This window comes from Kitasatospora sp. NPDC059722 (assembly GCF_042733235.1).
Taxonomy (GTDB): domain Bacteria; phylum Actinomycetota; class Actinomycetes; order Streptomycetales; family Streptomycetaceae; genus Kitasatospora.
Genome location: NZ_JBHWGD010000040.1, coordinates 6,787 through 32,412, shown reverse-complemented (window position 1 = coordinate 32,412; position 25,626 = coordinate 6,787). Strand labels below are relative to the sequence as shown.

Sequence of the window (25,626 nt, the reverse complement as noted above, 5' to 3'; positions counted from 1 at the left end):
CGCGCTGAACCTCGGGGCGGGGTGCGGCGAACTCCGCGGGAGGGGGGGTTGCCGATCTCGCTTTGTCCCGGGATATGGGACGGGACTGACCCGAGCGGTGGAATTCCCGGTGGACTTTCGGCGAACCGGCCGTGTGGGGAGTGGTGGGTCTACGCGCGTAGGGTCTATATTTCCGCAATGGAGAAGCAGATCCCTGTCACCACCGCGGGCACCGGCCCGCGCATCCCCACCCCCGACCAGATCCGCCGCGCGCCGAAGGTGCTCCTGCACGACCACCTCGACGGCGGGCTGCGCCCGGAGACCATCGTCGAGCTGGCCGCCGCCGTCGGCTACGCGGGCCTTCCCACCACCGACCCCAAGGAACTCGGCGAGTGGTTCCGCGAGGCCGCCGACTCCGGCTCGCTCGTCCGCTACCTGGAGACGTTCGCGCACACCTGCGCCGTCATGCAGACCCGGGACGCCCTGATCAAGGTCGCCGCGGACTGCGCCGAGGACCTGGCCGCCGACGGCGTCGTCTACGCCGAGGTCCGCTACGCCCCCGAGCAGCACCTGGAGGCCGGCCTGAGCCTGGACGAGGTCGTCGAGGCCGTCCAGGAGGGCTTCCGCCTCGGCGAGGCCAACGCCCGCGCGGCCGGCCACCGCATCCGCATCGGCACCCTGATCACCGCGATGCGGCACGCCGCCCGCTCGCAGGAGATCGCCGAGCTGGCCAACCGCCACCGGGACTCGGGCGTCGTCGGCTTCGACATCGCGGGCGCCGAGGCCGGCTACCCCCCCACCCGCCACCAGGCCGCCTTCGACTACCTCAAGGGCGAGAACAACCACTTCACCATCCACGCGGGCGAGGCCTTCGGCCTGCCGTCGATCTGGGAGGCCCTGCAGTGCTGCGGCGCCGACCGGCTCGGCCACGGCGTGCGGATCGTCGACGACATCACGGTGAACGAGGACGGCAGCGTCGAGCTCGGCCGCCTGGCCGCGTACGTGCGCGACAAGCGCATCCCGCTGGAGATGTGCCCGACCTCCAACCTCCAGACGGCCGCCGCGGTCTCGTACGCCGAGCACCCGATCGGGCTGCTCAGCCGGCTGAAGTTCCGGGTCACCGTGAACACCGACAACCGCCTCATGAGCGGCACCAGCATGAGCCAGGAGTTCGGCCACCTGGTGGACGCCTTCGGCTACACGCTGGGCGACATGGAGTGGTTCACGGTGAACGCGATGAAGTCGGCGTTCCTGCCGTTCGACGAGCGGCTCGCGATGATCAGCGACGTGATCAAGCCGGGCTACGCCGAGCTCAAGGCCGAGTGGCTGTTCAGCACGGGCGGCGGCCAGGGCTGATCGGGTCCGGAGCGGCCTGGGGGTGAGTCCCGGATGAACGCCGCTGCCTCGCAGGGCAGTTGGCGTTCATCCGACTACTCACTCGGGTGAGTGAACGCCTTTTGGTCCTCGCACGACCGGCTCACTACGGTGTGCCAGTCATCGCCGACAGGCCGTGGCGGACGCTCGGCCGTCCGTTCCCGCGTGTCGCGTCGGCCACCGACGAGGACTCAAGGGGACGAATTCATGAAGCAGGCTCTCAAGGCCGCCGGCACCGCGGCGCTCGGCATCGCCATCGCAGCGGTCGGCGTCGGCACCGCGTCCGCGGACGCCCCCGCGCCCGGCGGCGTCGGGCTGCCCACCACGGCGCTGCAGAACCCCGCGGTCACCGGCGCGGTCACCGACACCGCCAACAAGCTGCCCGGCGGCGACAAGGTCACCGGCACCCTCGGCCCGCTGGCCCCGAGCGCCGGGCAGGCCGCCCCCGCTCCGGCCGCGCCCGCGGAGGCCGCTCCGGTCGCCGGCGTCACCCAGACGCGCGCCGCGGTGCCGAGCATCCCCGGCCTCGACAAGACCCCCATCGGCGGGCTGACCGGCGCCCTGCCGGGCGGCCTGGGCTGACCGTTCCACCCGCACGGCGACGGGCCGCGCACCCCGGTGATCCCGGTGGTGCGCGGCCCGTCGCCGTGCGTCACGGCTCCTGGGGGAGCAGCACCCAGAGCGCCAGGTAGATCAGGAACTGCGGGCCGGGCAGCAGGCACGAGGCCAGGAAGATCAGCCGGACCGTCCAGGCCGACAGGCCGAAGCGCTCGGCGATCCCGGCGCAGACGCCGGCGATGACGCGGTTGTGACGGGGGCGGGCGAGGCGCGGGCTCATGGTGCTCTCCGTGGAGTCGTGCCCGGTCCGGCCTCTCCGGCGGGCGTACTTCCATGCTCCGCCGCCGCCGGCCCGGAATCCTCCGCCCACCAGGCGATTCGCCCGCCCCGCGTCTCACCGGCGAGGCGTACCCGCGAGTCGGGGCCCCCTCAGGGTCCACCCCGAGTCCCCGCGGGCGGGTACCCCCGGTGCGGGGGTCAGTTCGTTTGTGGGGGCTGCTGGGGCTGGGCGTAGGGGTTGTCCGCGACGGGCCGGGCGGGCGGGATGGTCGGGATGGTCGGGGCGGGCTGGGCGGGCTGGGGCGCCGGGGCGACGGGGGAGGGCTGGGGTGCCGGGGCGACGGGGGAGGGCTGGAGCGGCTGGGCGTTCGGGTCGTGGGCCGGCGGCGCCGGCGGCTGGGCCGGCTGTGGGGCCGCCGGGGCGGTGCGGCGGTTGACCACGGCCTTCACGGAGCCGGCGATCAGCAGGACCGGCAGGATGAAGGCCTGGAAGTAGATGTGGTAGACGTCCTCGTCGAAGACGAAGCCCAGGTAGTAGGCGTAGCCGGCGAACGCGGCACCGGCGAGGATGTTGAGGACCCGCCAACCGCCCTTCTGGCCGCCGACGTTGATGGCCCCCAGGATCACCATGGCGATGCCGCTGACGGCCATCAGGGCGACGTACCAGGAGAACAGGGAGTGGTTGCCGAAGTCGAGGTTGTTCAACGCGGGATCCTGTGGGCTGGAATGAGAAACGGTGAACCGTCGGGGACGAGAGCGCACGGTACTTGAGGCGTCCGGCATCCGTCTCGGGCCTTTCGTCACGGAGTCGTCGTGTTCTGCTGTAATCCGGCTGAGAGGGTGGGGAAATGACTGACTATGAGGTGCTGCGGGTCTTTTGCGGGCCCGGCGGGGAGTGCGGGAACGCTCTCGGCGTGGTGCGGGACGGGGCGTCGGTGCCGGGCCGCGACGAGCGGCAGGCGGTGGCCCGGGAGCTCGGGTTCAGCGAGACGGTGTTCGTCGACGACCCGGTGCGGGGCGTGATCGACATCTACACGCCCACGCTGCGGCTGCCGTTCGCCGGGCACCCGTGCGTCGGGACGGGCTGGCTGCTCGGGGTGGACCGCCTCGTGACGCCCGCCGGCGAGGTGGGCGTCCGGCGGGAGGACGGGCTGACGCTGATCGAGGCGCGCGCCGACTGGGCGCCGCCGCGCACCCTGCGGCAGTACGGGTCGGCGGCGGAGGTGGACGCGCTGGAGGTGCCGCCGCCGGGCGAGTGGATCTACGCGTGGGCCTGGCAGGACGAGGCGGAAGGGACGGTCCGGGCGCGCGGCTTCCCCGGGCGCGACGACGGCATCGACGAGGACGAGGCGACGGGCGCGGCGGCGCTGCTGCTGACCGCGCGGCTCGGGCGGGCGCTGACCGTCACGCAGGGCCGGGGCTCGCGGATCGTGACCGCGCTGCGCGGGGCCGGGCTGATCGAGGTCGGCGGCCTGGTGCTCAGGGAGCCGGCTCGGCCGACGCCCGGGCGGCCGGGACCGGAGTGATCGCGGCGGCGACCGGGGGGCTCACCAGGCTGGTCATCTTCGAGGTCTTCGGGGCCTTCGCAGCCTTTGCCGCCTTCGCAGCCTTCGCGGCCTGAGGAACGCCCTCCGTCGCCCCCTCGGGCCCGCGGGCCCGGGGCCGCCGCTCCCGCACCAGCCGCCGCAGCGCCGGGACGAGGGCCACGTGCGTCACGGCGACGCCGATCACCGCGAGCAGTATGTGGTCGACGTTGAGGACGTGCCCGGGCGTCCAGGAGGAGAGGAACTCCAGGCCGGTGGCCAGCAGGGCGGAGACGCCGGTGGTGCGCAGGAAGGACGGCAGCCACGGGGCGCGCGGCCGCCCGCCGGCCAGCGGGAGCAGGACGCCGAGCGGGGCCAGCAGGACGAGCTCGCCGACCACCTGCCAGGCCGAGGAGGAGCGCAGGGAGGCCAGCGGCGTGAGGTTGGCGTCGTAGACCCAGGCCACCGGCAGTGGTCTGAGCACGACCAGCCACAGGACCAGCGACAGGTGGAGGGCGAGGCCCGCCAGTCCGACCTGTCGCAGGGGACGGTGGACGGCCGGCGCCGGCCCGGTGTCGGTCCGTGCGCCGGAACGCTCGTCGCGTGTCCTGGTGCCATCTCGCTGCACGGGGGGAAGGACGTGAGCCGGTGGCGCGGCGGTTCCACGCCGGGCGTGAACATTCCGACACGCGCCCCGATCCGCCCCGAGCAGGCGGGACCCGTCACTTGCAGGCGTTCGCCGCCGCCGTCGGCACGGCGCTGAACACGTTGTCCTGCGGCGGGGTGGTCGGCCCGGCCGGGCTGGGCGACGGGCCGGGGCCCGCCTTGGCGGTGCTCCGGGCCGCGGGCGGGCTCGGTGCGACCGGGGTCGGGGTGGCCGGCGCGGTCGGTATGTGCGGGGCGGTCGGGCAGGCCGTCCGGCTGGCGGGGGCGCCCGCGTCCACCGGGACGGCGGTCGGGCGGATCCCGCAGCCGGAGGCCAGCGCGAGCAGGAGCAGTACGCCGGCGGCCCGGCGGGCGGTGGGAGGCCGGACGGCGGCGGGGGCAGGGGGGTTCACTGGGCGTCCTCGTGCTCGACGGCGTCCCGGACGGTGCCGTCGCCGGCCCCGTCCGCGGACGGCGGCGGTGGCGGCGCCAGCGGCAGCGTCAGCGTGAACACCGCCCCGACCTCCCCGTTCGCCGCCGTGATCGTTCCCCCGTGGATCTGTGCGTTGGCCATCGCGATGGACAGTCCGAGGCCGCTGCCCTCGGAGCGGGCCCGGCCGCGGTCGGCCTTGTAGAAGCGGTCGAAGACGTGCGGCAGCACGTCCTCGGGGATGCCGGGGCCGCTGTCCGAGACCTCGACGACCACCGAGCCGTCGGTCTCCCGGACCTTGACCCGCACCGGCGAGCCGCCGTGCTTGAGCGCATTGCCGATCAGGTTGGCGAAGACGACGTCGAGGCGCCGCGGGTCCACGACGGCGAGGATGCCGCGCGGGGCGTCCAGTTCGACCGCGTCGTACCAGGCCCGGCCGTCGATGCAGGACATGATCAGGTCGGCGACGTCCACCTCGTCGGCGACGAGCTTGGCGGTGCCGGCGTCGAAGCGGGTCACCTCCATCAGGTTCTCCACCAGGTCGGACAGCCGCCGGGTCTCGCTGACGACGAGCCGGACGGCCGGCTCGATCATCGGGTCGAGCGACTCGGCCTCGTCCTCCAGGATGTCGGTGACGGCCGTCATCGCGGTCAGCGGCGTGCGCAGCTCGTGCGACATGTCGGCGACGAACCGCCGGCTCTGCGCCTCGCGCGCGCTCAGCTCCTCGACCTGCTCGTGCAGCGACTCCGCGGCGCGGTTGAACGTCCGCGCGAGGTCCGCGAGTTCGTCCGAGCCCTCGACTTCGAGGCGGGTGTCCAGACGGCCCTCGCCGAGCGCCAGGGCGGCGTCGCCGAGCCGCTTGACCGGCCGCAGCACCGTCGCCGAGGCGGCCTGCGCGAGCAGCGCCGAGCCGATCAGCGCCAGCAGGGTGGCGATGGCCAGCGACCAGCCCAGGGTGTTGAGGTCGGCCCGCTCGTTCTCCAGCGACTTGAACATGTACGCCGTCGGCCCGTTCGGCACCACCTTGGTGCCGCCGATCACGAACGGCCGGCCCTCCAGGTTCTGCCGCTGCCAGTACAGGTGGTACGGGTACGGGTTGCTCTCGGTGACCTCGCGCGGGCGGGCCACGGTGGACTGCAGCGCGGCCGGCACGTCGGCGAGCGTGAAGTGCGCCGGGTCGGAGGAGGCCGGGCACTCCGGGTGCGCCGGGTCGACCACGACGACGTCGTAACTCAGTCCGGAGCTGGCGACGTTCGTGGCGAGCGCGGCCAGTTCCGGGCAGCTCGCGCCCATGGGCAGGTCGGAGACGTTCCGGGTGAGCGAGACCCGGAAGTCGTTGAGGGCCGTGTCCTGGGCGCGCTTGAGCACCGCGTCGCGGTTCAGCCAGTAGGCGATGCCGGAGGCCGATACGGCGGCGAGCAGCGCGACCGCCGCGAACACCGCGATCAGCCGGACCCGCAGCGAGCGCAGGCTGCGCCACTTGCCCGTGGCGAAGCGCCGGGTCGTCGTCTGTTGGTCAGTCACAGGAGCCTGTCGTCGTACGGGAGTTTGCGGGCACGGAGGGCGCGGCTCAGGACGGCGGGTCCAGCCGGTAGCCGACCCCGCGCACCGTCCGGATCAGGGTCGGCGCGGACGGCACGTCCTCGACCTTGGCCCGCAGGCGCTGCACGCACGCGTCCACCAGGCGGGAGTCGCCCAGGTAGTCGTGCTCCCACACCAGCCGCAGCAGCTGCTGGCGGGAGAGCGCCTGGCCGGGACGGCGGCTGAGTTCCAGCAGCAGCCGCAGCTCGGTCGGGGTGAGCTGGAGGTCCTGCCCGTCCTTGGTGACGGTCATGGCGGCGCGGTCGATCACGACGCTGCCGTACGCGGAGGAGTCCGAGCTCTCCCGTTCGCCGCGCCGCAGCACGGCCCGGATCCGGGCGTCCAGGACGCGCGGCTGCACCGGCTTGACCACGTAGTCGTCGGCGCCGGACTCCAGGCCGACCACGACGTCGATGTCGTCGGACCGGGCGGTCAGCAGGATGATCGGCAGCTGGTCGGTGCGGCGGATCCGGCGGCAGACCTCGAAGCCGTCGATTCCGGGCAGCATCACGTCCAGCACGATCAGATCGGGCCGCTGCTCCTTGAAGAGCCTCAGACCGTCCTCGCCGGAGGCGGCGGTGGCCACACGGTGGCCCTGGCGGGTGAGGGCGAGTTCGAGGCCGGTCCGGATGGCGTCGTCGTCCTCGATCAGTAGGAGGAAAGGCACGGCCCCATTTTGGCCCACCGGAAGCCGCGAATCACCCCCCGGACCGGTCACCGTCCGTTCGGGAACCGGAAGGAGCGCCACCGGCGTCCGGTAGGAGGGAGGCGGACCGAGGCGTTCGGCCCGTCCCCTGTGACACCCCTGTGACAGTCGGCGGACAGCGCCATCACAACCGCCGGGCAGGATTTTCCATGTCGCCGCAGGACAGCGGGCCAACCGGGCCGCTGGAGGGCGGCAACCGGAACCCGCTCGTACCGAACCAAGGGGGCGCACGATGAACGCCATGCTTCAGACCCGGACCAACCCGGCTGTCCGCACCGCGCGTTCCTCAGCGACCACCCACCGGACCCGGTACGAGATCAGGACCGACGAGAACTCCGGTGCCGTCACCGTACGGGGGTGCGCACACAGCACCGGGAATCCTGCCACTCGCCGGGTGAGCGGCGCGGGCAGGGCGGGGGAGCTGTACGGGATCGGCCGGATGGGGAGTGCGGTCGACTCCGCCAACACCCTCACGCTGCGGGGGATCCTCCCCGTCCGCGTCGAGGGCAAGGACGCCCTGGGGGGCAACGGGGGGAACGGCCTGCGGAAGGTCGGCTCGGGGGAGCCGACCGGCCGTGAGGCCGCCGGTGCGACGCTGCTGCGGCTGAACCCCGCCGCCGCGCGCACCACCGAGGCGGGACAGGGAGACGCGCAGGGGGAGCACCCGGCCGTCGCGGAGGACCACATCACGGAGTTCACCGCGTACGTGCGCGAGCGCCGCGCCTCCCTGTACGCCACGGCGTACCACCTGACCGGTGACCGCTACGAGGCCGAGGACCTGCTGCAGAGCGCGCTCTTCAGCACCTACCGCGCCTGGGGCCGGATCACCGACAAGGCCGCGGTCGGGGGCTACCTCCGCCGCACCATGACCAACCTGCACATCTCCGCCTGGCGGCGCCGCAAGGTCAACGAGTACCCGACCGAGGAGCTGCCGGAGACGGCCGGCGACACCGACGCGATGGGCGGCACCGAGCTGCGCACCGTGCTCTGGCAGGCGCTGGCGAAGCTGCCGGAGAACCAGCGGACCATGCTGGTGCTGCGGTACTACGAGGGCAAGACCGACCCGGAGATCGCCGACGTGCTGGGGATCAGCGTCGGCACGGTCAAGAGCAGCATCTGGCGCGCCCTGCGCCGCCTGCGCGACGACGAGCACCTGAACAAGTCCGGCGACACCATGCGGGCGTTCGGCGAACTGGTCGCGTGACGGCTGTAACGGGAAGGGACGCTCGAAGCGTCTGAGTAACAGGGGACTCCCGTCGGGGGACGGGAAGAGGACGGTCACGGACTGCGGACGTCGGCTCGGGGGAGCGATGTCCACGGGGGAGCCCGACGACCGTCCGAACGCGACGGGCCCGGTGCGGGGGAGACGCACCGGGCCCGTCGTTCTGTCGTCCGAGGGCTACCCCGGGTGTCACACGGACGAGAGCTGCGGCTGTCCGGCCGCCGCGGTGATCCGGCGGACGGCCTCCGGGCCGGCGCACGGGTGGGCGCCCAGGGCGACCTGGCGGCCGACGATGGACCGCTCGGCGCGCATCAGCCGCCAGCCGCGGCGCAGCAGCACCGGCAGCGACTTGCGGCCCTCGCGGACGTCCCGGCGCAGCCGGCGCCAGGCCGTGGTGAGCGCGCCGTTGCGCAGGCACAGCGCGTCGCCGAGCAGGCCCTCGTCGGCGCACCGGACGGCGATCTCGGCGGCGAAGATGCCCTCGGCGATGAACGCGGGGGCGCCGGCCAGGTCGAGCGTGCGGGTGCCGACGCGGCCGTTGTCCGGGATCGAGTACACCGGCACCTCGGTGCGGCCGGTCTCGTGGAGGTCGCGGATGGCGGCGACGGCCTGGTCGCGGTGCCAGGCGAGCGGCGAGTCCCAGTCGACCGCGCCGTCGGGCAGCAGCGGCAGGGTGGGGTCGTCGCCGTCCTTGTAGAAGTCGTCGAGCTGGAGCACCGGCAGGCCGCTGCGGCCGGCGAGCGAGGACTTCCCGGATCCGGAGGGGCCGGACAGCAGGACCACCCGGGCGCGGGTCGTCGGCACAGGGTTCAGCGGCTCGTCACTCACGGGACACCAGTCTGACGCATCCGGGCCCGATGCCGAAACCGGTCGGACTACACCGGTTCCGCCACGGCGGGCGCGGCCAACGCGGCGTGCAGCAGCGGGAGGTGGGCGGTGTCGGTCTGGAGGTAGACCAACGGGCCGGGCCCGGGCGGCCGGTAGGCGGTGGCCGCCCAGTCCTGGTCGTGCCAGACCTCGGGCTCGGGCTCGTGGAACTCGCCGCCGGCCGCGAGCTCCAGGCGCAGGGCGGATGAGGCGAAGGTCACGGTCGCGGAGGCGGGGGTGATCAGCAGCCGGCCGTTGACGTAGCCCGCGTCCTCGCCGGGCGGTCGACGCGCGCCGAGCAGGGGATCCGGGCGGGCCGTCCGGCGGCCAGCCGGCGCCGGGTGCGGGCGAGCCGCAGCCGGCGGACGAAACCGTCCGCGAACAGCGCCATGAGCTCGCCCAGGACCTCGCCCATCGGGTCTCCTCTCCCGTCCTGCCGTCCCTTCCCAGTGTCCGGACGGGCCGGCCGGGCCGGGAGCGCCGAAGGGATCGTCCCGGTGCGACCAAAGTCGTCGGCCGGGCGGATGGCGGGGGCCGGCCCCGGCACGGCCGCGAACGCCGACGGACCCGCACCAGGGGGGGAGAGGTGCGGGTCCGTCCTATGACCGTCCGGGCCCTGGGGGGGAGAGGGCACTGGGGACGGCCAGTCTGTGGAGTTGTTACTCGATGTCGACGGAGAGTCAGATCCCCATCGGGTGCCAGACCGTCTTCGTCTCCAGGAAGGAGAGTAGCCGGTCGGTACCGGGAGCATTGGTCCAGTCCTGGGCGAACGGGTCCAGCTCCGGACGGACCACCCGCTTCAGGGTATCCGCGGCGGCGGCCTCCAGGGCGGGCGCCGCGCCGGGACCGTCGGCCGCGATGGCGCCGGTGAGGTCCACGGCGTTGACGTCCTGGTGCGAGGCCAGGGTCGGCGCGATGTCCGCGGTGCGGCCCGAGATGATGTTGACCACGCCGCCCGGGACGTCCGAGGTGGCGAGCACCTCGCCCAGCGACAGGGCCGGCAGCGGGGCGTCCGCGGCGGCGGCGACCACGACCGTGTTGCCGGTGGCGATCGCCGGGGCGATCACCGAGACCAGGCCGAGCAGCGAGTGCCCGTACCCGGCCTGCGGGGCGACGATCCCGACCACGCCGGTCGGCTCGGGGGTCGACAGGTTGAAGAACGGTCCGGCGACCGGGTTGGCGCCGCCCGCGATCTGGGCGACCTTGTCCGTCCAGCCCGCGTACCAGACCCAGCGGTCGATCGCGGCGTCCACCAGCGCGGCGGCCTTCTTCGGGCCGACGCCCTCGGAGACGGCCACCTCGGCGGCGAACTGCTCGCGCCGGCCCTGCAGCATCTCGGCCACCCGGTACAGCACCTGGCCGCGGTTGTACGCGGTGGTGCCGGCCCAGCCCTTGACCGCCGCGCGGGCGGCCAGGACGGCGTCCCGGGTGTCCTTGCGGGTGCCCAGCGGGGCGTTGGCGAGCCACTCGCCCTTTGCGTCGGTCACCTCGTACACCCGCCCGCTCTCGGAGCGCGGGAACTTCCCGCCGACGTACAGCTTGTAGGTCTTGAGGACGTCAAGACGCGCAACGACATCAGACATCGAGGTAGGCCTCCAGACCGTGGCGGCCACCCTCGCGGCCGTAACCCGACTCCTTGAAGCCGCCGAACGGCGAGGTCGGGTCGAACTTGTTGAAGGTGTTGGCCCAGACCACACCGGCCTTGAGCCTGTTGGCCATCCAGAGGATGCGCGAGCCCTTCTCCGTCCAGATGCCGGCGGAGAGGCCGTACGGGGTGTTGTTGGCCTTCGCGACCGCCTCCTCGGGGGTGCGGAAGGTCAGCACCGACAGGACCGGGCCGAAGATCTCCTCCTGGGCGATCCGGTGGGCCTGGCTGACGCCGGTGAACAGGGTCGGCTTGAACCAGAAGCCGGTGCCCGGGAGTTCGCAGGCCGGCGACCAGCGCTCGGCGCCCTCGGCCTCGCCGGCCTCGGTCAGCGCGGTGATCCGGGCCAGCTGCTCGGCCGAGTTGATGGCGCCGATGTCGGTGTTCTTGTCCAGCGGGTCGCCGACCCGCAGGGTGCCCATCCGGCGCTTCAGGGCGTCCAGCAGCTCGTCCTGGACCGACTCCTGGACCAGCAGGCGCGAACCCGCGCAGCAGACGTGGCCCTGGTTGAAGAAGATGCCGTTGACGATGCCCTCGACGGCCTGGTCGATCGGCGCGTCGTCGAAGACGATGTTGGCCGCCTTGCCGCCCAGCTCCAGCGAGAGCTTCTTGCGGGTGCCGGCCAGCTGCTTGGCGATCGCCCGGCCGACCGGGGTCGAGCCGGTGAAGGCGACCTTGTTGACGTCCGGGTGCGCGGTGAGCGCGGCGCCGGTGCGGCCGTCACCGGTGACGATGTTGACGACGCCCTTCGGCAGACCGGCCTGGCGGCAGATCTCGGCGAAGCGCAGCGCGGTCAGCGGGGTGGTCTCGGCCGGCTTCAGGACGACCGTGTTGCCGGTCGCCAGGGCGGGCGCGATCTTCCACGCCAGCATCAGCAGCGGGAAGTTCCACGGGATGACCTGGCCGGCCACGCCCAGCGGCTTCGGGTTCGGGCCGTAGCCGGCGAAGTCGAGCTTGTCGGCCCAGCCCGCGTAGTAGAAGAAGTGCGCGGCGACCAGCGGCAGGTCGACGTCGCGGGTCTCGCGGATCGGCTTGCCGTTGTCGATCGACTCCAGCACGGCCAGCTCGCGGCTGCGCTCCTGGATGATCCGGGCGATCCGGAACAGGTACTTGGCGCGCTCGCTGCCCGGCAGCGCCGACCAGTCGGCGAACGCCTTGCGGGCGGCGGCGACCGCGCGGTCGACGTCCTCGTCGGTGCCCTGGGCGAACTCGGCGAGCACCTGCTCGGTGGCCGGGTTGACCGTCTTCAGCGCCTCGCTGCCGGAGGAGTCGACGAACTCGCCGCCGATGAAGTGGCCGTAGGAGGTGGCGATGTCGCCCGCGGCGGCGGGGGACTCGGGGGCCGGGGCGTAGGCGAAGAGGCCGGAGGCCTTCACCGGCTCCTCGATGTTCTTCTTCTTGGCCATGGTGATCAGTCCACCGTCACGTAGTCGGGGCCGGAGTAGCGGCCGGTGGCGAGCTTCTGGCGCTGCATCAGCAGGTCGTTGAGCAGGCTGGAGGCGCCGAAGCGGAACCAGTGCGGGCTCAGCCAGTCGTCGCCGAGGGTCTCGTTGACCATCACCAGGTACTTCATGGCGTCCTTGGTGGTCTTGATGCCACCGGCGGGCTTCACGCCGACCTGGACGCCGGTCTGCGCGCGGAAGTCGCGCACGGCCTCCAGCATCAGCAGGGTGACCGGCGGGGTCGCGTTGACGGCGACCTTGCCGGTGGAGGTCTTGATGAAGTCGGCACCGGCCAGCATCGCGAGCCAGGAGACGCGGCGCACGTTGTCGTACGTCTGGAGCTCGCCGGTCTCGAAGATGACCTTGAGGTGGGCGTAGCTGCCGTCGGCGCGCTTGCACGCCTCCTTGACGGCGACGATCTCGTTGAAGACGTCGAGGTAGCGGCCGGAGAGGAAGGCGCCCCGGTCGATCACCATGTCGATCTCGTCGGCACCGGCGGCGACCGCGTCGGCGGTGTCGGCGAGCTTCACCGGGAGGGCGGCGCGGCCGGCCGGGAAGGCGGTGGCGACGGAGGCGACCTGGATGTCGGTGCCCCGCAGGGCGTCCTTCGCGGTGGCGACCATGTCCGGGTAGACACAGATGGCGGCCACGCGGGGGGTGGACGGGTCGGAGGGGTCGGGGGTCCTGCCCTTGGCGCACAGTGCGCGCACCTTGCCGACCGTGTCCGCGCCCTCCAGCGTGGTCAGGTCGATCATCGAGATCGCCAGGTCGATGGCGTAGGCCTTCGCCGTGGTCTTGATCGAGCGGGTACCGAGGGTGGCGGCACGCGCCTCCAGGCCGACCTGGTCGACGCCGGGCAGGCCGTGCAGGAAGCGGCGGAGCGAGGCCTCGGACGCCGCAACGTCCGCGAGGCCGCTGCCCGCAACGCCGGGGGCATTGGCTGCAACAGTGGACATAGTCACCAGACCAGCATATCTACGCGCGTAGCCGACCGCTAGAGGGCCTTGCTTTCGTGGCCGGACCGAGATCTCGGGGGCGGGGGAGGGGCGCGCGGTGGCGGTGGGAACGGATGGGGGCGGCTTGGGCGGGGGGAGGGGACGGCCCGGGCGAGAGCCGTGGGCGAGAGAGGGGCGCGCGGGGCCGTTCGGGGGCGCGCAGCCGCCGGCGGGCGGGCGGGGAGCCTCCCCGGCAACCGATGCCCTACCGAGACCTCTTCCTGGGAGGCATGGGGCAGAATCGTCGGCATGACCGATTCCGACGGCAAGCCCCACCAGGGCCCCGCCGCCCCCGACGGGGAACCCGGGTACGCGGACCGCGTGTACCGCTCGGTTCCCGGTGTGATCTCCGGCGTGCTGCTGCTGGCCGTCGCCGCGTGGCTGATCGGCGACGCCGCCCTGAACGGGACCGGGAAGACGCCCGCCGTGTCGCTCGCGGCCGTGCCGGTGTTCGCCTTCCCGGTGATCGCCTACACGCTGCGCCCGGCGGTGCTGGCCAACGACCGGCGGCTGGTGGTGCGCAACCCGTGGCGCACGATCACCGCGCCGTGGGCCGCGGTGGACGCGCTGCGCGCCGGGTACTCGGTCGAGCTGCTCGCCGAGGGCAGGAAGTTCCAGGTGTGGGCCGTTCCGGTGTCGCTGCGCCAGCGCAAGCGCGCCAACCGGGTCCGGGCCCGCGGCGGCGCCCCCGAGCACACCTCCCGGATGGGGATGGTCTTCGGCGGCGGTGGCGGCGCGTCCGCCGGCTCGCCGGTGGCGGGCTCCTCCGACCCGACCCGGGCCTGGTCCGACCAGGTGACCTCGGTGCTCCAGGAGATGGCCGAACGCAACGCCTCCCGTCCGGACGCCGCCGGGCCGATCGTCGTGCGGTGGTGCTGGTGGGTGAGCGCCCGCCGGCTCCTGGGCCAGCCCGCGTTTATGTGGTTTATCGACTTATGCGCCGTTGGGTGCGTCGCCCGCCCCCCCCTACCCCCCGGCGGCCCGCTCCGGCACGGGGAAGTCGGCCCGTCCGGCTTCCCGCGAGCGGGTCGGGGGGCCGGGGCCGGAGCGCGACCACGGGCGTGCCGGTCAGCGGCCCAACTGGGCGGCCAGGACGTCGATGGCCTTCTTCGACTCTGCGAGCCCGGCGCCCGTCCGTTCGCGGTAGACCTTGATCGCGTTGATCAGCTTGCCGCGCTGCACGTACGCGACCACCTCCGGCATCGTCCGGGGGTCGCGGGACGCCACGGCCGGGGGCAGGCCCTCCGGGCGGGGGTAGCGGATGCCGAAGTGGCCGATGATGGCGTCGAGTTTGGCCTCGATGGCCGCGAGTCGCTGCTCGGTGCTCACCGCGTCGGATGTGTCCATGCGTGGAGCCTATGGCAGCCGGTCGGCCCCGGCGGAGGCCGGATACCGCACGAGCGCCCCCGACGGGAGGCGCTCGTGCGGTGATCCGGGACGGTGTCAGCCGTCGATGCCCGCGGCCACGGCCAGGTCGCGCTTGACGGCGTCGAGCAGCTCGGCGGCCCGCACCCGGGCGCCGGCCAGGTCGGCGGCCGAGGCGACCGGGAGGACGACCTCCAGGTAGCACTTCAGCTTGGGCTCGGTGCCGGACGGCCGGACCACGATCCGCGCGGAGCGGACGGCGTCGCCGGCCAGGTAGTAGCGCAGCCCGTCGGTGGGCGGCAGCTCGGCCGAGCCGGCGGTCAGGTCGTCGGCCCGGGCGACGCTCAGGCCGGCCAGGACGGTCGGCGGCTGCTCGCGCAGGCGGGCCATCGCGGCGCCGATCAGCGACAGGTCCTGCACGCGGACGGAGAGCTGGTCGGTGGCGTGCAGGCCGTGCTCCAGCGCCAGGTCGTCCAGCAGGTCGCTCAGGGTGCGGCCGGACTTCTTGAGGGTCGCGGCCAGCTCGGCGACCAGCAGGGCGGCGGTGATGCCGTCCTTGTCGCGGACGCCCTCGGGGTCGACGCAGTAGCCGAGTGCCTCCTCGTAGCCGTAGCGCAGGCCGTCGGCGCGGGCGATCCACTTGAAGCCGGTGAGCGTCTCGGCGTACCCGAGACCGGCCGCCTCGGCGATCCGGCCCAGCAGGGTGGCGGAGACGATCGTGGTGGCGAAGGTGCCTTCGGCCTTCTTGGCGACCAGGGCCGAGCCGAGCAGCGCGCCGACCTCGTCGCCGCGCAGCATGCGCCAGCCGGAGGTGCCGTTGCCGCTGCCGGCCGCGTTGGCGTTGACCGGGACGGCCACCGCGCAGCGGTCGGCGTCCGGGTCGTTGGCGATGACGATGTCCGGGCCGACCTGGGCGGCGGTGCGGAAGGCGAGGTCCATCGCCCCCGGCTCCTCCGGGTTGGGGAACGCCACGGTCGGGAAGTCCGGGTCCGGCTCGGCCTGTTCGGCGACCACGGTGGGCGCGGCGAAGCCGGCCTCGCGGAAGGCGGCGAGCAGGGTGTCGCGGCCGACGCCGTGCATCGGGGTGTAGACGACGTCGAGGTCGCGCGGGCCGTGCTGGTCGACGATCGACGCGGCACGGGCCAGGTACGCCTCGATGACGTCCTCGCCGAGCACCTCCCAGCCGTCCTCGGCGCGCGGGACGTCGTCCAGCGAGCCGATCGCGTCGATCTCGGCGGCGATGCCGGCGTCGGCCGGCGGGACGATCTGCGAGCCGTCGCCCAGGTAGACCTTGTAGCCGTTGTCCTGCGGCGGGTTGTGGCTCGCGGTGACGGTGACGCCGGCGGCGGCGCCCAGGTGGCGGATCGCGAAGGCGAGCACCGGGGTGGGCAGCGGGCGGGGCAGCAGCGCGGCGCGCAGGCCGGCGCCGACCACGACGGCGGCGGTGTCGCGGGCGAAGTCGTACGACTTGTGGCGGGCGTCGTAGCCGATGACGACGAGGTCGCCGAGGCCCTGTGCCTTCACGTACGCGACCAGGCCGGCGGCGGCCCGGATGACGACGGCGCGGTTCATCCGCATCGGGCCGGCGCCGAGTTCGCCGCGCAGGCCGGCGGTGCCGAACTGGAGCCGGTCGGCGAAGCGCTCGGTGAGCTCGGCCCAGGCGAGCTTGCCGTCCTCGTCGGCCGCCGGGTCCTCGGCGCGCGCCAGCAGCGCGGTGAGCTCCTCGCGGGTCTGCGGGTCGGGGTCCTCGGCCAGCCAGGCCCGGGTCCGGGCGATGAGGTCGGGGTTGGGTGCCTGCGTCATGGCGGCTGCTCCATCGGGAAGTACGTCGGTGTGTCGGCCGGAGGGTTCCGCAAAGAAGGTGTGCGCATGCGGACGGGGCCCGCGGGCGGGTGTGATCAGCGGGATCACGGCCGCCCGCGGGCCCCGTCGTTCATGATTGTGCGCCGTGCGGGGTCAGATCCGCTCCAGGACCTTGCTCAGCAGCTCGCCCATGCGCTCGGCCGAGGCCTTGCCGGCCTCCAGGACCTCTTCGTGGTTGAGCGGCTCGCCGGTGATGCCCGCGGCCAGGTTGGTGACCAGCGAGATGCCGAGCACCTCGGCGCCGGCCTCGCGGGCGGCGATGGCCTCCAGGGTGGTGGACATGCCGACCAGCTCGCCGCCGATCACCCGGGCCATGTTGACCTCGGCCGGGGTCTCGTAGTGCGGGCCGCGGAACTGCACGTAGACGGCCTCGTCCAGGGACGGGTCGACCTCGCGGCACAGGGCGCGCAGGCGCTTGGAGTACAGGTCCGTGAGGTCGACGAAGTTGGCGCCGACGATCGGGGAGTCCGCGGTCAGGTTGATGTGGTCGCTGATCAGCACCGGCTGACCGGGGACCCAGCCCTCGCGGAGACCGCCGCAGCCGTTGGTCAGGACGATGGTCCCGCAGCCGGCCGCGGCGGCGGTGCGCACGCCGTGGACCACGGTGGCCACGCCGTGGCCCTCGTAGTAGTGGTTGCGGCCGAGGAAGATCAGGGCGCGCTTGTCGCCGATCTTCACCGAGCGGATCTTGCCGGCGTGGCCGGCGACGGCGGGGGCGGGGAAGCCCGGGAGCTCGGTGACCGGGAACTCGGCCACGGTCTCGCCGAGGGCGTCGGCGGCCGGCACCCAGCCGGAGCCCATCACCAGGGCGACGTCGTGGCGCTCGGCACCGGTCAGCTCGCGCAGGCGCGCGGCGGCGGCCTGGGCGGCGGCGTAGGGGTCGGCGGAGACGACCGACTGAGGAGTAGCGTTCACGGATCCGAGGATAGACGGGAATCGGCTACGCGCGTAGAAAATCCGGTGCGGCTTGCCGGATCGTTACCCGGTTGACCCGAAAGCACAGCTCGGTGCCGCTTTTCGGGTGACCGGCCTCGTCGGTATCGACAGTTCCGCACCGCCCTCCGGTGGTCCCCGGGGTGTCCCGCGCGGCGGGTCAGCAGGGCCGGCGGCGGAGGTCCATCACGTAGTCGTCCGGGGCGCCGGCGCTCTCCGCCGCGTCGGCGATCAGGCCGAGGTAGCGGGCCGCGGGCAGGCCGCCCTCGTAGTCGTTGAGGACGTACGTCCAGACCGGGATGTCGCCGTCCAGGGTGTGCGCGCGCAGCCGGATCTTGCGGTAGATGCCGAGCTGGACGCCCTCCCAGCGGTCCAGGCCCTCCTCGTCCATCGGCGCGATCTCGTAGAGGGAGACGAAGACCTGGTCCTTCTCGTCCTCGACGACGGTGGCCAGCGAGCCCTCCCAGCCGAGCTGTTCGCCGCCGAAGGTGAGCCGCCAGCCGTCCAGCCAGCCGGTTCCGCGCAGTGGGGAGTGCGGGGCGCGGCGGGTCATCTGCCGGGCATCGAGGTTCGTGGCATACGCGGCGTAAAGGGGCATGCGGGCCAGACTACGGCGACTGGGGGATCGCACAGAAGCCCGTACCCCGGCGTGGCAGTGCTCTGGGCGTGCGGGACAATGGTGAGCGTGACTCGGATCGTGATCATCGGTGGCGGACCCGGCGGCTATGAGGCGGCTCTCGTCGCCGCTCAGCTCGGCGCGGAGGTGACCGTCGTCGACCGCGACGGTCTGGGCGGATCGGCGGTGCTCACGGACTGCGTTCCGTCGAAGACGCTGATCGCGACCGCGGAGGTGATGACCACCTTCGACAGCTCCTACGACGAGCTCGGGATCACCGTCGCCCGGGACGGGGCCGCGCGCGAGCACGGCGACAAGGTCGTCGGCGTGGACCTGGGCAAGGTCAACCGCCGTGTGAAGCGACTGGCGATCGCCCAGTCCCACGACATCACCCAGTCGGTCACCCGCGCCGGTGTCACCGTGCTGCGCGGCCGGGGCCGGCTCGGCGCCGGCGGGCAGGCCGTGGACGGCTCCCGCGAGGTGCTCGTGGACGCCCCCGACGGCACCGTGCACTCGCTGCGCGCCGACGCGGTGCTGATCGCGACCGGCGCCCACCCGCGCGAGCTGCCGGACGCGCAGCCGGACGGTGAGCGGATCCTGACCTGGACCCAGGTGTACGACCTGGAGGAGCTGCCGCGCGAGCTGATCGTGGTCGGCTCCGGTGTCACCGGCGCCGAGTTCGCCGGTGCCTACCAGGCGCTGGGCTCCAAGGTGACCCTCGTGTCCAGCCGCGACCGGGTGCTGCCGGGCGAGGACCCGGACGCCGCCGAGGTGCTGGAGGACGTCTTCCGCCGCCGCGGCATGAACGTCATGGGCCGCTCGCGGGCCGAGAGCGCCAAGAGGATCGGCGACCGGGTCGAGGTCACCCTCGCCGACGGCAAGGTGATCGAGGGCACGCACTGCCTGATGGCGGTCGGCTCGATCCCCAACACGGCCGAGATGGGCCTGGAGGAGGCCGGGGTCAAGCTCAACGACTGGGGCCAGATCCAGGTCGACCGGGTCTCGCGCACCAGCGCCCCGGGCGTCTACGCGGCCGGCGACTGCACCGGCGTCTTCATGCTCGCCTCGGTGGCGGCCATGCAGGGCCGGATCGCGATGTACCACGCGCTCGGCGACGCGGTGCAGCCGCTCAACCTGAAGACCGTCGCCTCCAACGTCTTCACCGACCCGGAGATCGCCACCGTCGGCTACACCGCCGCCGACGTGCAGTGCGGCAAGATGGACGCGGTCGAGGTCAAGCTGCCGCTGCGCGGCAACCCGCGGGCGAAGATGCAGGGCATCCGGGACGGCTTCGTGAAGCTGTTCTGCCGTCCGGGCACCGGCATCGTGGTCGGCGGCGTCGTGGTCGCCCCGCGCGCGAGCGAGCTGATCCACTCGATCTCCCTCGCGGTGGACGCCAATCTGACCGTCGAACAGGTGGCCAGCGCCTTCACCGTCTACCCGTCGGTGTCCGGCTCGACCGCCGAGGCCGCCCGGCAGCTGCACATCCGCAAGCGGGCCGAGGGCGAATCCTGAGCATCCGGCGCACAGTTGGGGGCGGTCACCGATCGGTGGCCGCCCTTTTCGCGCACGCGGCCCTCACCCGGACGGCGGGCGCAGTCCCGGGTCATTGACGGCGCGTATTGTACGGTCACGCGCCGCTCGTGCGTGAGCATTTCCCGCTACTAGCTGCAAACGCCTGAAAGCAGACGGTCACGCAGGTTACCGTCGGTTCTGTGTTTGCAGCAGAACGTCGCCAGTTGATCCTCGAAATGGTGCGCGCCAACGGAGCGGTCTCGCTCCGGGAGTTGGCCCGCGTCGTCCAGACCTCCGAAGTGACCGTGCGCCGGGACGTACGGGCGCTGGAGGCAGAAGGGCTCCTCGACCGCCGGCACGGCGGCGCGGTGCTCCCCGGCGGCTTCAGCCGCGAACCCGGTTACCCGCAGAAGACCCACCTCTCCGCGGCCGAGAAGAGCGCCATCGCGGACCTCGCCGCCGGGCTGGTGGAGGAGGGCGACGCGGTCGTCGTCGGCGCCGGCACCACCACCCAGGAGCTGGCCCGCCGGCTCGCCCGGGTGCCCGGCCTGACCGTGGTCACCAACTCGCTGCTCGTCGCCCAGGCGCTGGCGCACGCCAACCGGGTGGAGGTGGTGATGACCGGCGGCACCCTGCGGGGCTCCAACTACGCGCTGGTCGGCAGCGGTGCCGAGCAGTCGTTGCACGGGCTGCGGGTGTCCAAGGCCTTCATCTCCGGTAGCGGGCTCACCGCCGACCGCGGGCTGTCCACCACCAACATGCTGTCCGCGAGCGTGGACCGGGCGCTGGTGCAGTCGGCCGCCGAGGTCATCGTCCTCGCCGACCACACCAAGCTCGGCGCGGACACCATGTTCCAGACCGTGCCCACCGAGACCATCACCCGGCTGGTCACCGACGAGCACGCGACCTCGGACGACGCCTCGGCGCGCGAGCTGGACGCCCTCGCCGACTGCGGGGTGCAGATCGACCTGGCGCCGCTCGGCGCCGCCCCCAGCGGGGACGCCCCGGTGCACGGCACCGGCAGCGGGCCCGTCCACCAGACCCAGCCCGGCCCGCTGCCGCGCCGGGCCGCCCCGCCGCCCGGTGGCGCCCCGCTGCCCGGCCAGCGCCGGCCCGGGGCGCACGGCGGCCCGGCCGGGCCGGGCGGGATGCAGGTCCGGCTGGCCGAACTGGGCGTCCCGCGCGGGCGGTGACACCTGCGGGTGAAACGCGACCGGTCCGCACACCCGCGGGGGGCGTACGGACCGGTCGGTTGACGGAGTGTCAGTCCTTGATCTCGCAGAGCGCGGCGCCGCTGCTGACGCTCGCGCCGACCTCGGCCTTGAGGCCGACGACGGTGCCGGCCTTGTGGGCGTTGAGGGGCTGCTCCATCTTCATCGCCTCCAGGACGACGATGAGTTCGCCCTCGGCGACGACCTGGCCCTCCTCGACGGCGACCTTGACGATCGTGCCCTGCATCGGCGAGGCCAGCGTGTCACCGCTGACGGCCGAGCCGGCCTTCTTCGCGCCCACCCGGCGCTTGGCCTTGGCCGCACCCGTCGCGCCCGCGGCGGGGGCCGCCGAGACGCCGAGGGAGGACGGCAGGGAGACCTCGATCCGCTTGCCGCCGACCTCGACGACGACGGTCTCGCGGCCCTCGGCCTCCTCGCCCTCGCCGGGCGCGCCGGCGAACGGGGGGATGGTGTTGTCGAACTCGGTCTCGATCCAGCGGGTGTAGATCGTGAACGGGCCCTCGCTGCCGTGCACCTCGGGCGCGAACGCCGGGTCGGTGACGACGGCCTGGTGGAACGGGATGGCGGTGGCCATGCCCTCCACCTTGAACTCGTTCAGCGCGCGCCGGGCGCGCTCCAGGGCCTGCTTGCGGTCGCGGCCGGAGACGATCAGCTTGGCCAGCAGCGAGTCCCAGGCGGGGCCGATGACCGAGCCGGTCTCGACGCCCGAGTCCAGGCGCACGCCCGGGCCGGACGGCGGGGCGAACAGCGTCACCGTGCCGGGGGCGGGCAGGAAGCCGCGGCCCGGGTCCTCGCCGTTGATGCGGAACTCGAAGGAGTGGCCGCGCACCTCGGGGTCGCCGTAGCCGAGCTCCTCGCCGTCGGCGATGCGGAACATCTCGCGGACCAGGTCGATGCCGGTGACCTCCTCGGTCACCGGGTGCTCGACCTGCAGACGGGTGTTGACCTCCAGGAAGGAGATCGTGCCGTCCAGCGCGACGAGGAACTCGCAGGTGCCGGCGCCGACGTAGCCGGCCTCCTTGAGGATGGCCTTGGACGCGCGGTACAGCTCGGCGTTCTGCTCGGGGGTGAGGAACGGCGCGGGGGCCTCCTCGACGAGCTTCTGGTGGCGGCGCTGCAGCGAGCAGTCGCGGGTGGAGACCACCACGACGTTGCCGTGCTTGTCCGCCAGGCACTGGGTCTCGACGTGACGCGGGTTGTCGAGGTAGCGCTCGACGAAGCACTCGCCGCGGCCGAACGCCGCGACGGCCTCGCGCACGGCCGACTCGTACAGCTCGGGGATCTCCTCCAGCGTACGGGCGACCTTGAGGCCGCGGCCGCCGCCGCCGAAGGCCGCCTTGATCGCGACCGGGAGACCGTGCTCCCGGGCGAACGTGACGACCTCGTCCGCCCCGGAGACCGGGTCGGGGGTGCCGGCGACCAGCGGGGCACCGGCGCGCTGCGCGACGTGACGGGCGGTGACCTTGTCACCGAGGTCGCGGATGGCCTGCGGGGGCGGGCCGATCCAGGTCAGACCCGCGTCGAGGACGGCCTGGGCGAACTCCGCGTTCTCCGACAGGAAGCCGTAACCGGGGTGGACCGCGTCCGCGCCCGAGTCCTCGGCGGCCTTCAGGACCTTCGCGATGTCCAGGTAGCTGGTGGCCGGGGTGTCACCGCCCAGCGCGTAAGCCTCGTCGGCCGCGCGCACGTGCAGCGCATCCCGGTCCGGCTCGGCGTAGACGGCGACGCTGGCGATACCGGCGTCCGAGCAGGCCCGGGCGACGCGGACGGCGATTTCCCCGCGGTTGGCGATGAGCACCTTGCGCACTGTGGCTCCCTTCTTGAACCTCGTTGAGTTTATGGATTCCTGGGCAGTACCGGCGAGTAGCCCCAGGTTGTGAACTATCCCACACGGACGGTGATCTGTTTCGCGGGCCGGTGGACGGCCTCCCGGACGTCCTCGCAGGTGGGGCGGTCGGGGCGGGCGCGGCCCGGTGACGGCGCGGTCGTGGCGCGGCGGCGTGGCGGGCCGGTGGGCTTGGCCACACTCACGCGGTGGCCGGGGTCCGGGCGCTCCGGCGCAGGGCGTCGGCGGTGACGTCGGCGGCGACTTCGACGACATCGGGGCCGTAGGCCTTGGGGTTGACGACCTTGAGGACCAGCACGAAGGAGCCGTCCTCGGTGTGCCGCCGGGCGAGCTTGCGGTGGTTGGCGACCAGGTGGCGGACGGCGGCGTGGTTGGAGACGGCGGTCTGGCCCGCGACCAGGAAGGTCGGCCGGTCGCCGGCCGTCGGGTGCAGCCGGGCGAGCAGGGCGAAGGAATGGCCGCCGCCGGGCTCGGTCTCGTCCTCGTGCCGGAACTCCGTGCTGCCCACGGTCAGCACCGGCACGTGGCCGCCCGGGGCCGGGACGTACTCGACCCCCGGCAGCCAGGACGCCAGGTGGGCCGCCGTCCGTTCGTTGCTGCTCGGGCCGCCGATGCAGAACTCGCCCTTGTCCCCGAGGCCCTGGCGGACCTCGTCGTGCGCCACCAGCTCGGCCCGTGCGCCGCACTCCTTGACCAGCGCGGCCAGCTCCATCAGGGCGTACACGTCGTTGCGCGCGACGCTCCTCGAACTGGGCGCGGAGGCGTGCCGGTTCACCACGATCAGGCACTCGCCGCCGGCGGGAAGGCCGAAGAAGGCCCGCACCCGCTCCACCCTGCGGCGTCGCCGCAGGGCCTGGGCGAGCCAGCCGAGCCCGGCGCTGATGGCGCTCGCCACCAGGCCCAGTACGACGTTGAGCACGTTGTCGGTCATCGGCGCCGTCCCTCCCCGTTCGAAACGGCGGACAGCCTAGCCGGGGGCGCCCGTCCGGACCATTGACGGTGCAGCGGGAGGTCCCTAGCGTTCGCCAAATGACGGTAAAGACGGGGAAGTTGGGTGTCGCGGCGGCCGTACTGGCGGTGCTCGTGGCGGCGGGGTGCCAGAGCGTGGGATCGAGGGTGTCGCCCAGTGCGCCGACCTCGACGGCGGATCCGGCGCGAAGATTCGGGTGCCTCACCGAGGAACAGAACCGGACGGGCAGCATCAACGTGCCGGCCGTGTCCGGGGTGCGGCCCGGGTACTTCCAGCAGTCGGACGCCGGAACGGCCAAGGTCGCGCTGTTCTTCTCGCACCAGCTCGGCGGTTCGATCTGCGACTGGGTGCCCTACCTGAAGGCCTTCACCGCGGCCGGGTACGCCGTGCTCGCCACCGAGGAGCCGGGCAGCCCGGCGCGGGACGTCCCGGCGGCGCTGACCTGGCTGGGCGGGAAGGGCATCACCAGGGCGGTCCTGATCGGCGCCTCCAAGGGCGGCACCGGCTCGCTGGAGGCCGCGGCCGAGCGGTCGACCCCGCTGCCGGTGGCGGCGGTGGTCTCACTGAGCGGCCCGGCCAACTACGAGGGGGACCGCGCGCTCGTCGCGGTGGCGAAGATCAAGGCCCCGGTGTTCTTCGCGGCGGAGGAGGACGACTCGCCGTTCGCGGGCGACGCCAAGGACCTGTACGCGACCTCGGTGTCGCCCGCGAAGACCCTCAAGATCTACCCGGGCTCCCGGCACGGCGCCGACCTGCTCGCCGACGGCGCCCTGAACGACGTCCTGGCCTTCCTGGCGCAGAACGTCCCGGCACAGTGAGTGCGGACCGGCCGGTGGCCCGGAGGTCCGCCCGGGCCGTCAGACCCAGAGGTCGACCAGTCGGACGCCGAGTTCGGCCAGCAGGGTGCGCAGCAGCGGCAGCGAGAGGCCGATGACGTTGCCCGGGTCGCCGTCGATGCCCTCGATGAACGGTGCGGAGCGGCCGTCCAGGGTGAACGCCCCGGCCACGTGCAGCGGTTCGCCGGAGGCGACGTAGGCGGCGACCTCGGCGTCGTCCGGGGTGCCGAAGCGGACGGTGGTGGAGGCGGTGGCCGAGGCCTGCTCGCCGGTCACGGTGTCGATGACGCAGTGGCCGGTGCGCAGCACGCCGGAGCGGCCGCGCATCGACTGCCAGCGGGCGAGCGCGTCGGCGGCGTCGGTGGGCTTGCCGAGGGCCCGTCCGTCGAGCTCCAGGACGGAGTCGCAGCCGATCACGAGCTCGCCGCCGGTGAGTTCGGCGGCGACCGCCTTGGCCTTGGCCTCGGCGAGGACGAGGGCGAGTTCGGCCGGGGTGGCGGCGGTGATGGCGTCCTCGTCGACGCCGCTGACCACCACGCGCGGGTCGAGGCCCGCCTGGCGCAGCAGCCCGAGGCGGGCGGGGGAGGCGGAGGCGAGGACGAGGGCGCGCTGGTCGGTCATGCCCACCAGGGTAGGGGGTCGTGGTGTCGGCCGTTCGGGTGAACGGTGGTCTTCGCAGGGTCTCCGGGGGCTGTCCGCGGGCTCTCCGTGAGGGTCGTCGCGAGGCTTTCCGCGAGGGTTCGCGGGAGGTCCTCGCGGGAGGTCTTCGCGGGATCTTCGCGGGGCGCCGCGGTGGTCACAGCAGGAGCAGCACGGCGATCACGAGGAGGTAGGCGGCGAGCACACGGCCGGCGCGGTGCAGTTTCTCCTGCACCCGGCGGGCCTCGGGGGAGGGCTCGTCGCGGGGGTCTGACCAGAGCACCCTTCCAGGGTGCGCCGCGGGCCGGGCGGGGCGCCTGAGTATCCGTACTCAGGTTCCGGGCGATTCGGGCCGGAACTCCGGGCCGGAACCTCGAGCCGGTCCTTCGGGCCGGTCCTTCGGGCCGGAACGGAGCGCCTGTGGCAAGGGGCGGAGCGCCCACGACAAGGAAAGGAGTGGGAAGTCGGCCCGGCCGACTTCCCACTCCTCCGGGAGTGGTGCGCCGGCTCAGCCCGCCCCGCCGGTGGGCCGCCAGGGGGTGTCGGCCCGGCGGACCGCGCGGCG

At 73.3% G+C, this 25,626-nt stretch carries 28 protein-coding genes; 7 read left to right on the top strand and 21 right to left on the bottom strand.

Annotation, left to right across the window (positions count from 1 at the left end):
* Positions 1-177 precede the first annotated feature (177 nt).
* Positions 178-1,335, top strand: coding sequence for an adenosine deaminase (locus tag ACFV4F_RS24410; protein WP_380439060.1), 1,158 nt, complete (start codon positions 178-180; stop codon positions 1,333-1,335).
* Positions 1,336-1,560: 225 nt separating this feature from the next.
* The gene (locus tag ACFV4F_RS24405; RefSeq protein ID WP_380439062.1) at positions 1,561-1,935 is read left to right on the top strand and encodes an ATP-binding protein; all 375 of its coding nucleotides are present in this window, start codon (positions 1,561-1,563) and stop codon (positions 1,933-1,935) included.
* A gap of 70 nt (positions 1,936-2,005) precedes the next feature.
* Here ACFV4F_RS24405 and ACFV4F_RS24400 read toward each other — a convergent pair whose 3' ends face one another.
* Positions 2,006-2,191, bottom strand: a complete 186-nt coding sequence (locus ACFV4F_RS24400; protein ID WP_359972893.1) for a PspC domain-containing protein — start codon at positions 2,189-2,191, stop codon at positions 2,006-2,008.
* 197 nt (positions 2,192-2,388) lie between these two features.
* Positions 2,389-2,895, bottom strand: coding sequence for a hypothetical protein (locus ACFV4F_RS24395; protein WP_380505430.1), 507 nt, complete (start codon positions 2,893-2,895; stop codon positions 2,389-2,391).
* Between the two features lie 143 nt (positions 2,896-3,038).
* Between ACFV4F_RS24395 and ACFV4F_RS24390 the strand changes: the two genes are divergently transcribed.
* The gene (locus tag ACFV4F_RS24390) at positions 3,039-3,716 is read left to right on the top strand and encodes a PhzF family phenazine biosynthesis protein (protein ID WP_380505427.1); all 678 of its coding nucleotides are present in this window, start codon (positions 3,039-3,041) and stop codon (positions 3,714-3,716) included.
* Here the strand turns inward: ACFV4F_RS24390 and ACFV4F_RS24385 are convergent.
* The 4 genes from ACFV4F_RS24385 to ACFV4F_RS24370 all read right to left on the bottom strand — a co-directional run bounded on the left by ACFV4F_RS24385 (position 3,670) and on the right by ACFV4F_RS24370 (position 7,036).
* Positions 3,670-4,341, bottom strand: coding sequence for a VanZ family protein (locus tag ACFV4F_RS24385; protein ID WP_380505424.1), 672 nt, complete (start codon positions 4,339-4,341; stop codon positions 3,670-3,672). The two genes, ACFV4F_RS24390 and ACFV4F_RS24385, sit on opposite strands and share 47 nt — an antisense overlap.
* A 94-nt stretch (positions 4,342-4,435) precedes the next feature.
* Positions 4,436-4,771, bottom strand: coding sequence for a hypothetical protein (locus tag ACFV4F_RS24380; protein WP_380498883.1), 336 nt, complete (start codon positions 4,769-4,771; stop codon positions 4,436-4,438).
* A complete protein-coding gene (locus ACFV4F_RS24375) occupies positions 4,768-6,312 on the bottom strand; it encodes a sensor histidine kinase (protein ID WP_380505421.1) in 1,545 nt (514 codons plus the stop codon). The genes ACFV4F_RS24380 and ACFV4F_RS24375 overlap by 4 nt, the downstream gene beginning before the upstream one ends.
* A gap of 46 nt (positions 6,313-6,358) precedes the next feature.
* Positions 6,359-7,036: a response regulator gene (locus ACFV4F_RS24370; RefSeq protein WP_188308557.1), complete on the bottom strand. Its 678-nt coding sequence runs from the start codon at positions 7,034-7,036 to the stop codon at positions 6,359-6,361.
* A gap of 280 nt (positions 7,037-7,316) precedes the next feature.
* On the opposite strand from ACFV4F_RS24370, the gene ACFV4F_RS24365 reads away from it, so the two are divergent.
* Positions 7,317-8,279, top strand: a complete 963-nt coding sequence (locus ACFV4F_RS24365) for a SigE family RNA polymerase sigma factor (protein ID WP_380439108.1) — start codon at positions 7,317-7,319, stop codon at positions 8,277-8,279.
* A gap of 207 nt (positions 8,280-8,486) precedes the next feature.
* Here ACFV4F_RS24365 and ACFV4F_RS24360 read toward each other — a convergent pair whose 3' ends face one another.
* The 11 genes from ACFV4F_RS24360 to ACFV4F_RS24310 form a co-directional block, all read right to left on the bottom strand.
* Entirely contained in the window at positions 8,487-9,125 is a 639-nt protein-coding gene (locus ACFV4F_RS24360; RefSeq protein WP_380439074.1) for an ATP-binding protein, read from the bottom strand.
* Between the two features lie 47 nt (positions 9,126-9,172).
* A complete protein-coding gene (locus ACFV4F_RS24355; protein ID WP_380505418.1) occupies positions 9,173-9,385 on the bottom strand; it encodes a hypothetical protein in 213 nt (70 codons plus the stop codon).
* Positions 9,386-9,405: 20 nt separating this feature from the next.
* The gene (locus tag ACFV4F_RS24350; protein ID WP_380505415.1) at positions 9,406-9,579 is read right to left on the bottom strand and encodes a hypothetical protein; all 174 of its coding nucleotides are present in this window, start codon (positions 9,577-9,579) and stop codon (positions 9,406-9,408) included.
* A 265-nt stretch (positions 9,580-9,844) separates the two neighbouring features.
* Entirely contained in the window at positions 9,845-10,747 is a 903-nt protein-coding gene (locus ACFV4F_RS24345; protein ID WP_380439078.1) for an aldehyde dehydrogenase family protein, read from the bottom strand.
* The gene (locus tag ACFV4F_RS24340; RefSeq protein WP_380505412.1) at positions 10,740-12,215 is read right to left on the bottom strand and encodes an aldehyde dehydrogenase family protein; all 1,476 of its coding nucleotides are present in this window, start codon (positions 12,213-12,215) and stop codon (positions 10,740-10,742) included. Before ACFV4F_RS24340 ends, ACFV4F_RS24345 begins: the two co-directional genes overlap by 8 nt.
* A gap of 5 nt (positions 12,216-12,220) precedes the next feature.
* Entirely contained in the window at positions 12,221-13,207 is a 987-nt protein-coding gene (gene deoC, locus ACFV4F_RS24335) for a deoxyribose-phosphate aldolase (protein ID WP_329927569.1), read from the bottom strand.
* A 509-nt stretch (positions 13,208-13,716) separates the two neighbouring features.
* A complete protein-coding gene (locus ACFV4F_RS24330; RefSeq protein WP_380505409.1) occupies positions 13,717-14,076 on the bottom strand; it encodes a hypothetical protein in 360 nt (119 codons plus the stop codon).
* A gap of 238 nt (positions 14,077-14,314) precedes the next feature.
* Complete coding sequence (locus tag ACFV4F_RS24325; RefSeq protein ID WP_380439084.1) at positions 14,315-14,593, bottom strand: hypothetical protein; 279 nt, start codon at positions 14,591-14,593, stop codon at positions 14,315-14,317.
* A gap of 96 nt (positions 14,594-14,689) precedes the next feature.
* Positions 14,690-16,414 (bottom strand): phospho-sugar mutase, encoded by a 1,725-nt coding sequence (locus tag ACFV4F_RS24320; protein WP_380439086.1) that lies wholly within the window; start codon positions 16,412-16,414, stop codon positions 14,690-14,692.
* A gap of 153 nt (positions 16,415-16,567) precedes the next feature.
* Positions 16,568-17,389 carry a purine-nucleoside phosphorylase gene (locus ACFV4F_RS24315; protein WP_380439088.1) on the bottom strand — a complete coding sequence of 274 codons (822 nt, stop codon included), beginning with the start codon at positions 17,387-17,389 and terminating at the stop codon, positions 16,568-16,570.
* Between the two features lie 178 nt (positions 17,390-17,567).
* Positions 17,568-18,005: a gamma-glutamylcyclotransferase gene (locus tag ACFV4F_RS24310; protein WP_359972865.1), complete on the bottom strand. Its 438-nt coding sequence runs from the start codon at positions 18,003-18,005 to the stop codon at positions 17,568-17,570.
* Positions 18,006-18,083: 78 nt separating this feature from the next.
* Here ACFV4F_RS24310 and ACFV4F_RS24305 point away from each other — a divergent pair, with 78 nt between their 5' ends.
* Positions 18,084-19,538 carry an NAD(P)H-quinone dehydrogenase gene (locus ACFV4F_RS24305; protein ID WP_380439090.1) on the top strand — a complete coding sequence of 485 codons (1,455 nt, stop codon included), beginning with the start codon at positions 18,084-18,086 and terminating at the stop codon, positions 19,536-19,538.
* 236 nt (positions 19,539-19,774) lie between these two features.
* Complete coding sequence (locus ACFV4F_RS24300; RefSeq protein ID WP_380439110.1) at positions 19,775-20,731, top strand: DeoR/GlpR family DNA-binding transcription regulator; 957 nt, start codon at positions 19,775-19,777, stop codon at positions 20,729-20,731.
* A gap of 70 nt (positions 20,732-20,801) precedes the next feature.
* Here ACFV4F_RS24300 and ACFV4F_RS24295 read toward each other — a convergent pair whose 3' ends face one another.
* Positions 20,802-22,577: an acetyl/propionyl/methylcrotonyl-CoA carboxylase subunit alpha gene (locus tag ACFV4F_RS24295; RefSeq protein ID WP_380439092.1), complete on the bottom strand. Its 1,776-nt coding sequence runs from the start codon at positions 22,575-22,577 to the stop codon at positions 20,802-20,804.
* Positions 22,578-22,797: 220 nt separating this feature from the next.
* A complete protein-coding gene (locus ACFV4F_RS24290) occupies positions 22,798-23,547 on the bottom strand; it encodes a hypothetical protein (protein ID WP_380439094.1) in 750 nt (249 codons plus the stop codon).
* 98 nt (positions 23,548-23,645) lie between these two features.
* Between ACFV4F_RS24290 and ACFV4F_RS24285 the strand changes: the two genes are divergently transcribed.
* A complete protein-coding gene (locus ACFV4F_RS24285) occupies positions 23,646-24,404 on the top strand; it encodes an alpha/beta hydrolase (protein WP_380505406.1) in 759 nt (252 codons plus the stop codon).
* A 39-nt stretch (positions 24,405-24,443) separates the two neighbouring features.
* Here ACFV4F_RS24285 and ACFV4F_RS24280 read toward each other — a convergent pair whose 3' ends face one another.
* Positions 24,444-25,043, bottom strand: a complete 600-nt coding sequence (locus ACFV4F_RS24280; RefSeq protein ID WP_380505403.1) for a nucleoside triphosphate pyrophosphatase — start codon at positions 25,041-25,043, stop codon at positions 24,444-24,446.
* Between the two features lie 175 nt (positions 25,044-25,218).
* Positions 25,219-25,344, bottom strand: a complete 126-nt coding sequence (mmpB, locus tag ACFV4F_RS24275; RefSeq protein ID WP_359972850.1) for a morphogenic membrane protein MmpB — start codon at positions 25,342-25,344, stop codon at positions 25,219-25,221.
* Between the last annotated feature and the right edge of the window lie 282 nt (positions 25,345-25,626).

Excerpts from the sequence above, each read along its gene's own strand:
- ACFV4F_RS24410 (WP_380439060.1), top strand. The coding sequence starts at position 178 with ATGGAGAAGCAGATCCCTGTCACCACCGCGGGCACCGGCCCGCGCATC.
- ACFV4F_RS24405 (WP_380439062.1), top strand. The coding sequence starts at position 1,561 with ATGAAGCAGGCTCTCAAGGCCGCCGGCACCGCGGCGCTCGGCATCGCC.
- ACFV4F_RS24400 (WP_359972893.1), bottom strand. The coding sequence starts at position 2,191 with ATGAGCCCGCGCCTCGCCCGCCCCCGTCACAACCGCGTCATCGCCGGC.
- ACFV4F_RS24390 (WP_380505427.1), top strand. The coding sequence starts at position 3,039 with ATGACTGACTATGAGGTGCTGCGGGTCTTTTGCGGGCCCGGCGGGGAG.
- ACFV4F_RS24365 (WP_380439108.1), top strand. The coding sequence starts at position 7,317 with ATGCTTCAGACCCGGACCAACCCGGCTGTCCGCACCGCGCGTTCCTCA.
- ACFV4F_RS24350 (WP_380505415.1), bottom strand. The coding sequence starts at position 9,579 with ATGGGCGAGGTCCTGGGCGAGCTCATGGCGCTGTTCGCGGACGGTTTC.
- ACFV4F_RS24345 (WP_380439078.1), bottom strand. The coding sequence starts at position 10,747 with ATGTCTGATGTCGTTGCGCGTCTTGACGTCCTCAAGACCTACAAGCTG.
- ACFV4F_RS24340 (WP_380505412.1), bottom strand. The coding sequence starts at position 12,215 with ATGGCCAAGAAGAAGAACATCGAGGAGCCGGTGAAGGCCTCCGGCCTC.
- deoC (WP_329927569.1), bottom strand. The coding sequence starts at position 13,207 with ATGTCCACTGTTGCAGCCAATGCCCCCGGCGTTGCGGGCAGCGGCCTC.
- ACFV4F_RS24325 (WP_380439084.1), bottom strand. The coding sequence starts at position 14,593 with ATGGACACATCCGACGCGGTGAGCACCGAGCAGCGACTCGCGGCCATC.
- ACFV4F_RS24320 (WP_380439086.1), bottom strand. The coding sequence starts at position 16,414 with ATGACGCAGGCACCCAACCCCGACCTCATCGCCCGGACCCGGGCCTGG.
- ACFV4F_RS24310 (WP_359972865.1), bottom strand. The coding sequence starts at position 18,005 with ATGCCCCTTTACGCCGCGTATGCCACGAACCTCGATGCCCGGCAGATG.
- ACFV4F_RS24305 (WP_380439090.1), top strand. The coding sequence starts at position 18,084 with ATGGTGAGCGTGACTCGGATCGTGATCATCGGTGGCGGACCCGGCGGC.
- ACFV4F_RS24300 (WP_380439110.1), top strand. The coding sequence starts at position 19,775 with ATGGTGCGCGCCAACGGAGCGGTCTCGCTCCGGGAGTTGGCCCGCGTC.
- ACFV4F_RS24290 (WP_380439094.1), bottom strand. The coding sequence starts at position 23,547 with ATGACCGACAACGTGCTCAACGTCGTACTGGGCCTGGTGGCGAGCGCC.
- ACFV4F_RS24285 (WP_380505406.1), top strand. The coding sequence starts at position 23,646 with ATGACGGTAAAGACGGGGAAGTTGGGTGTCGCGGCGGCCGTACTGGCG.
- ACFV4F_RS24280 (WP_380505403.1), bottom strand. The coding sequence starts at position 25,043 with ATGACCGACCAGCGCGCCCTCGTCCTCGCCTCCGCCTCCCCCGCCCGC.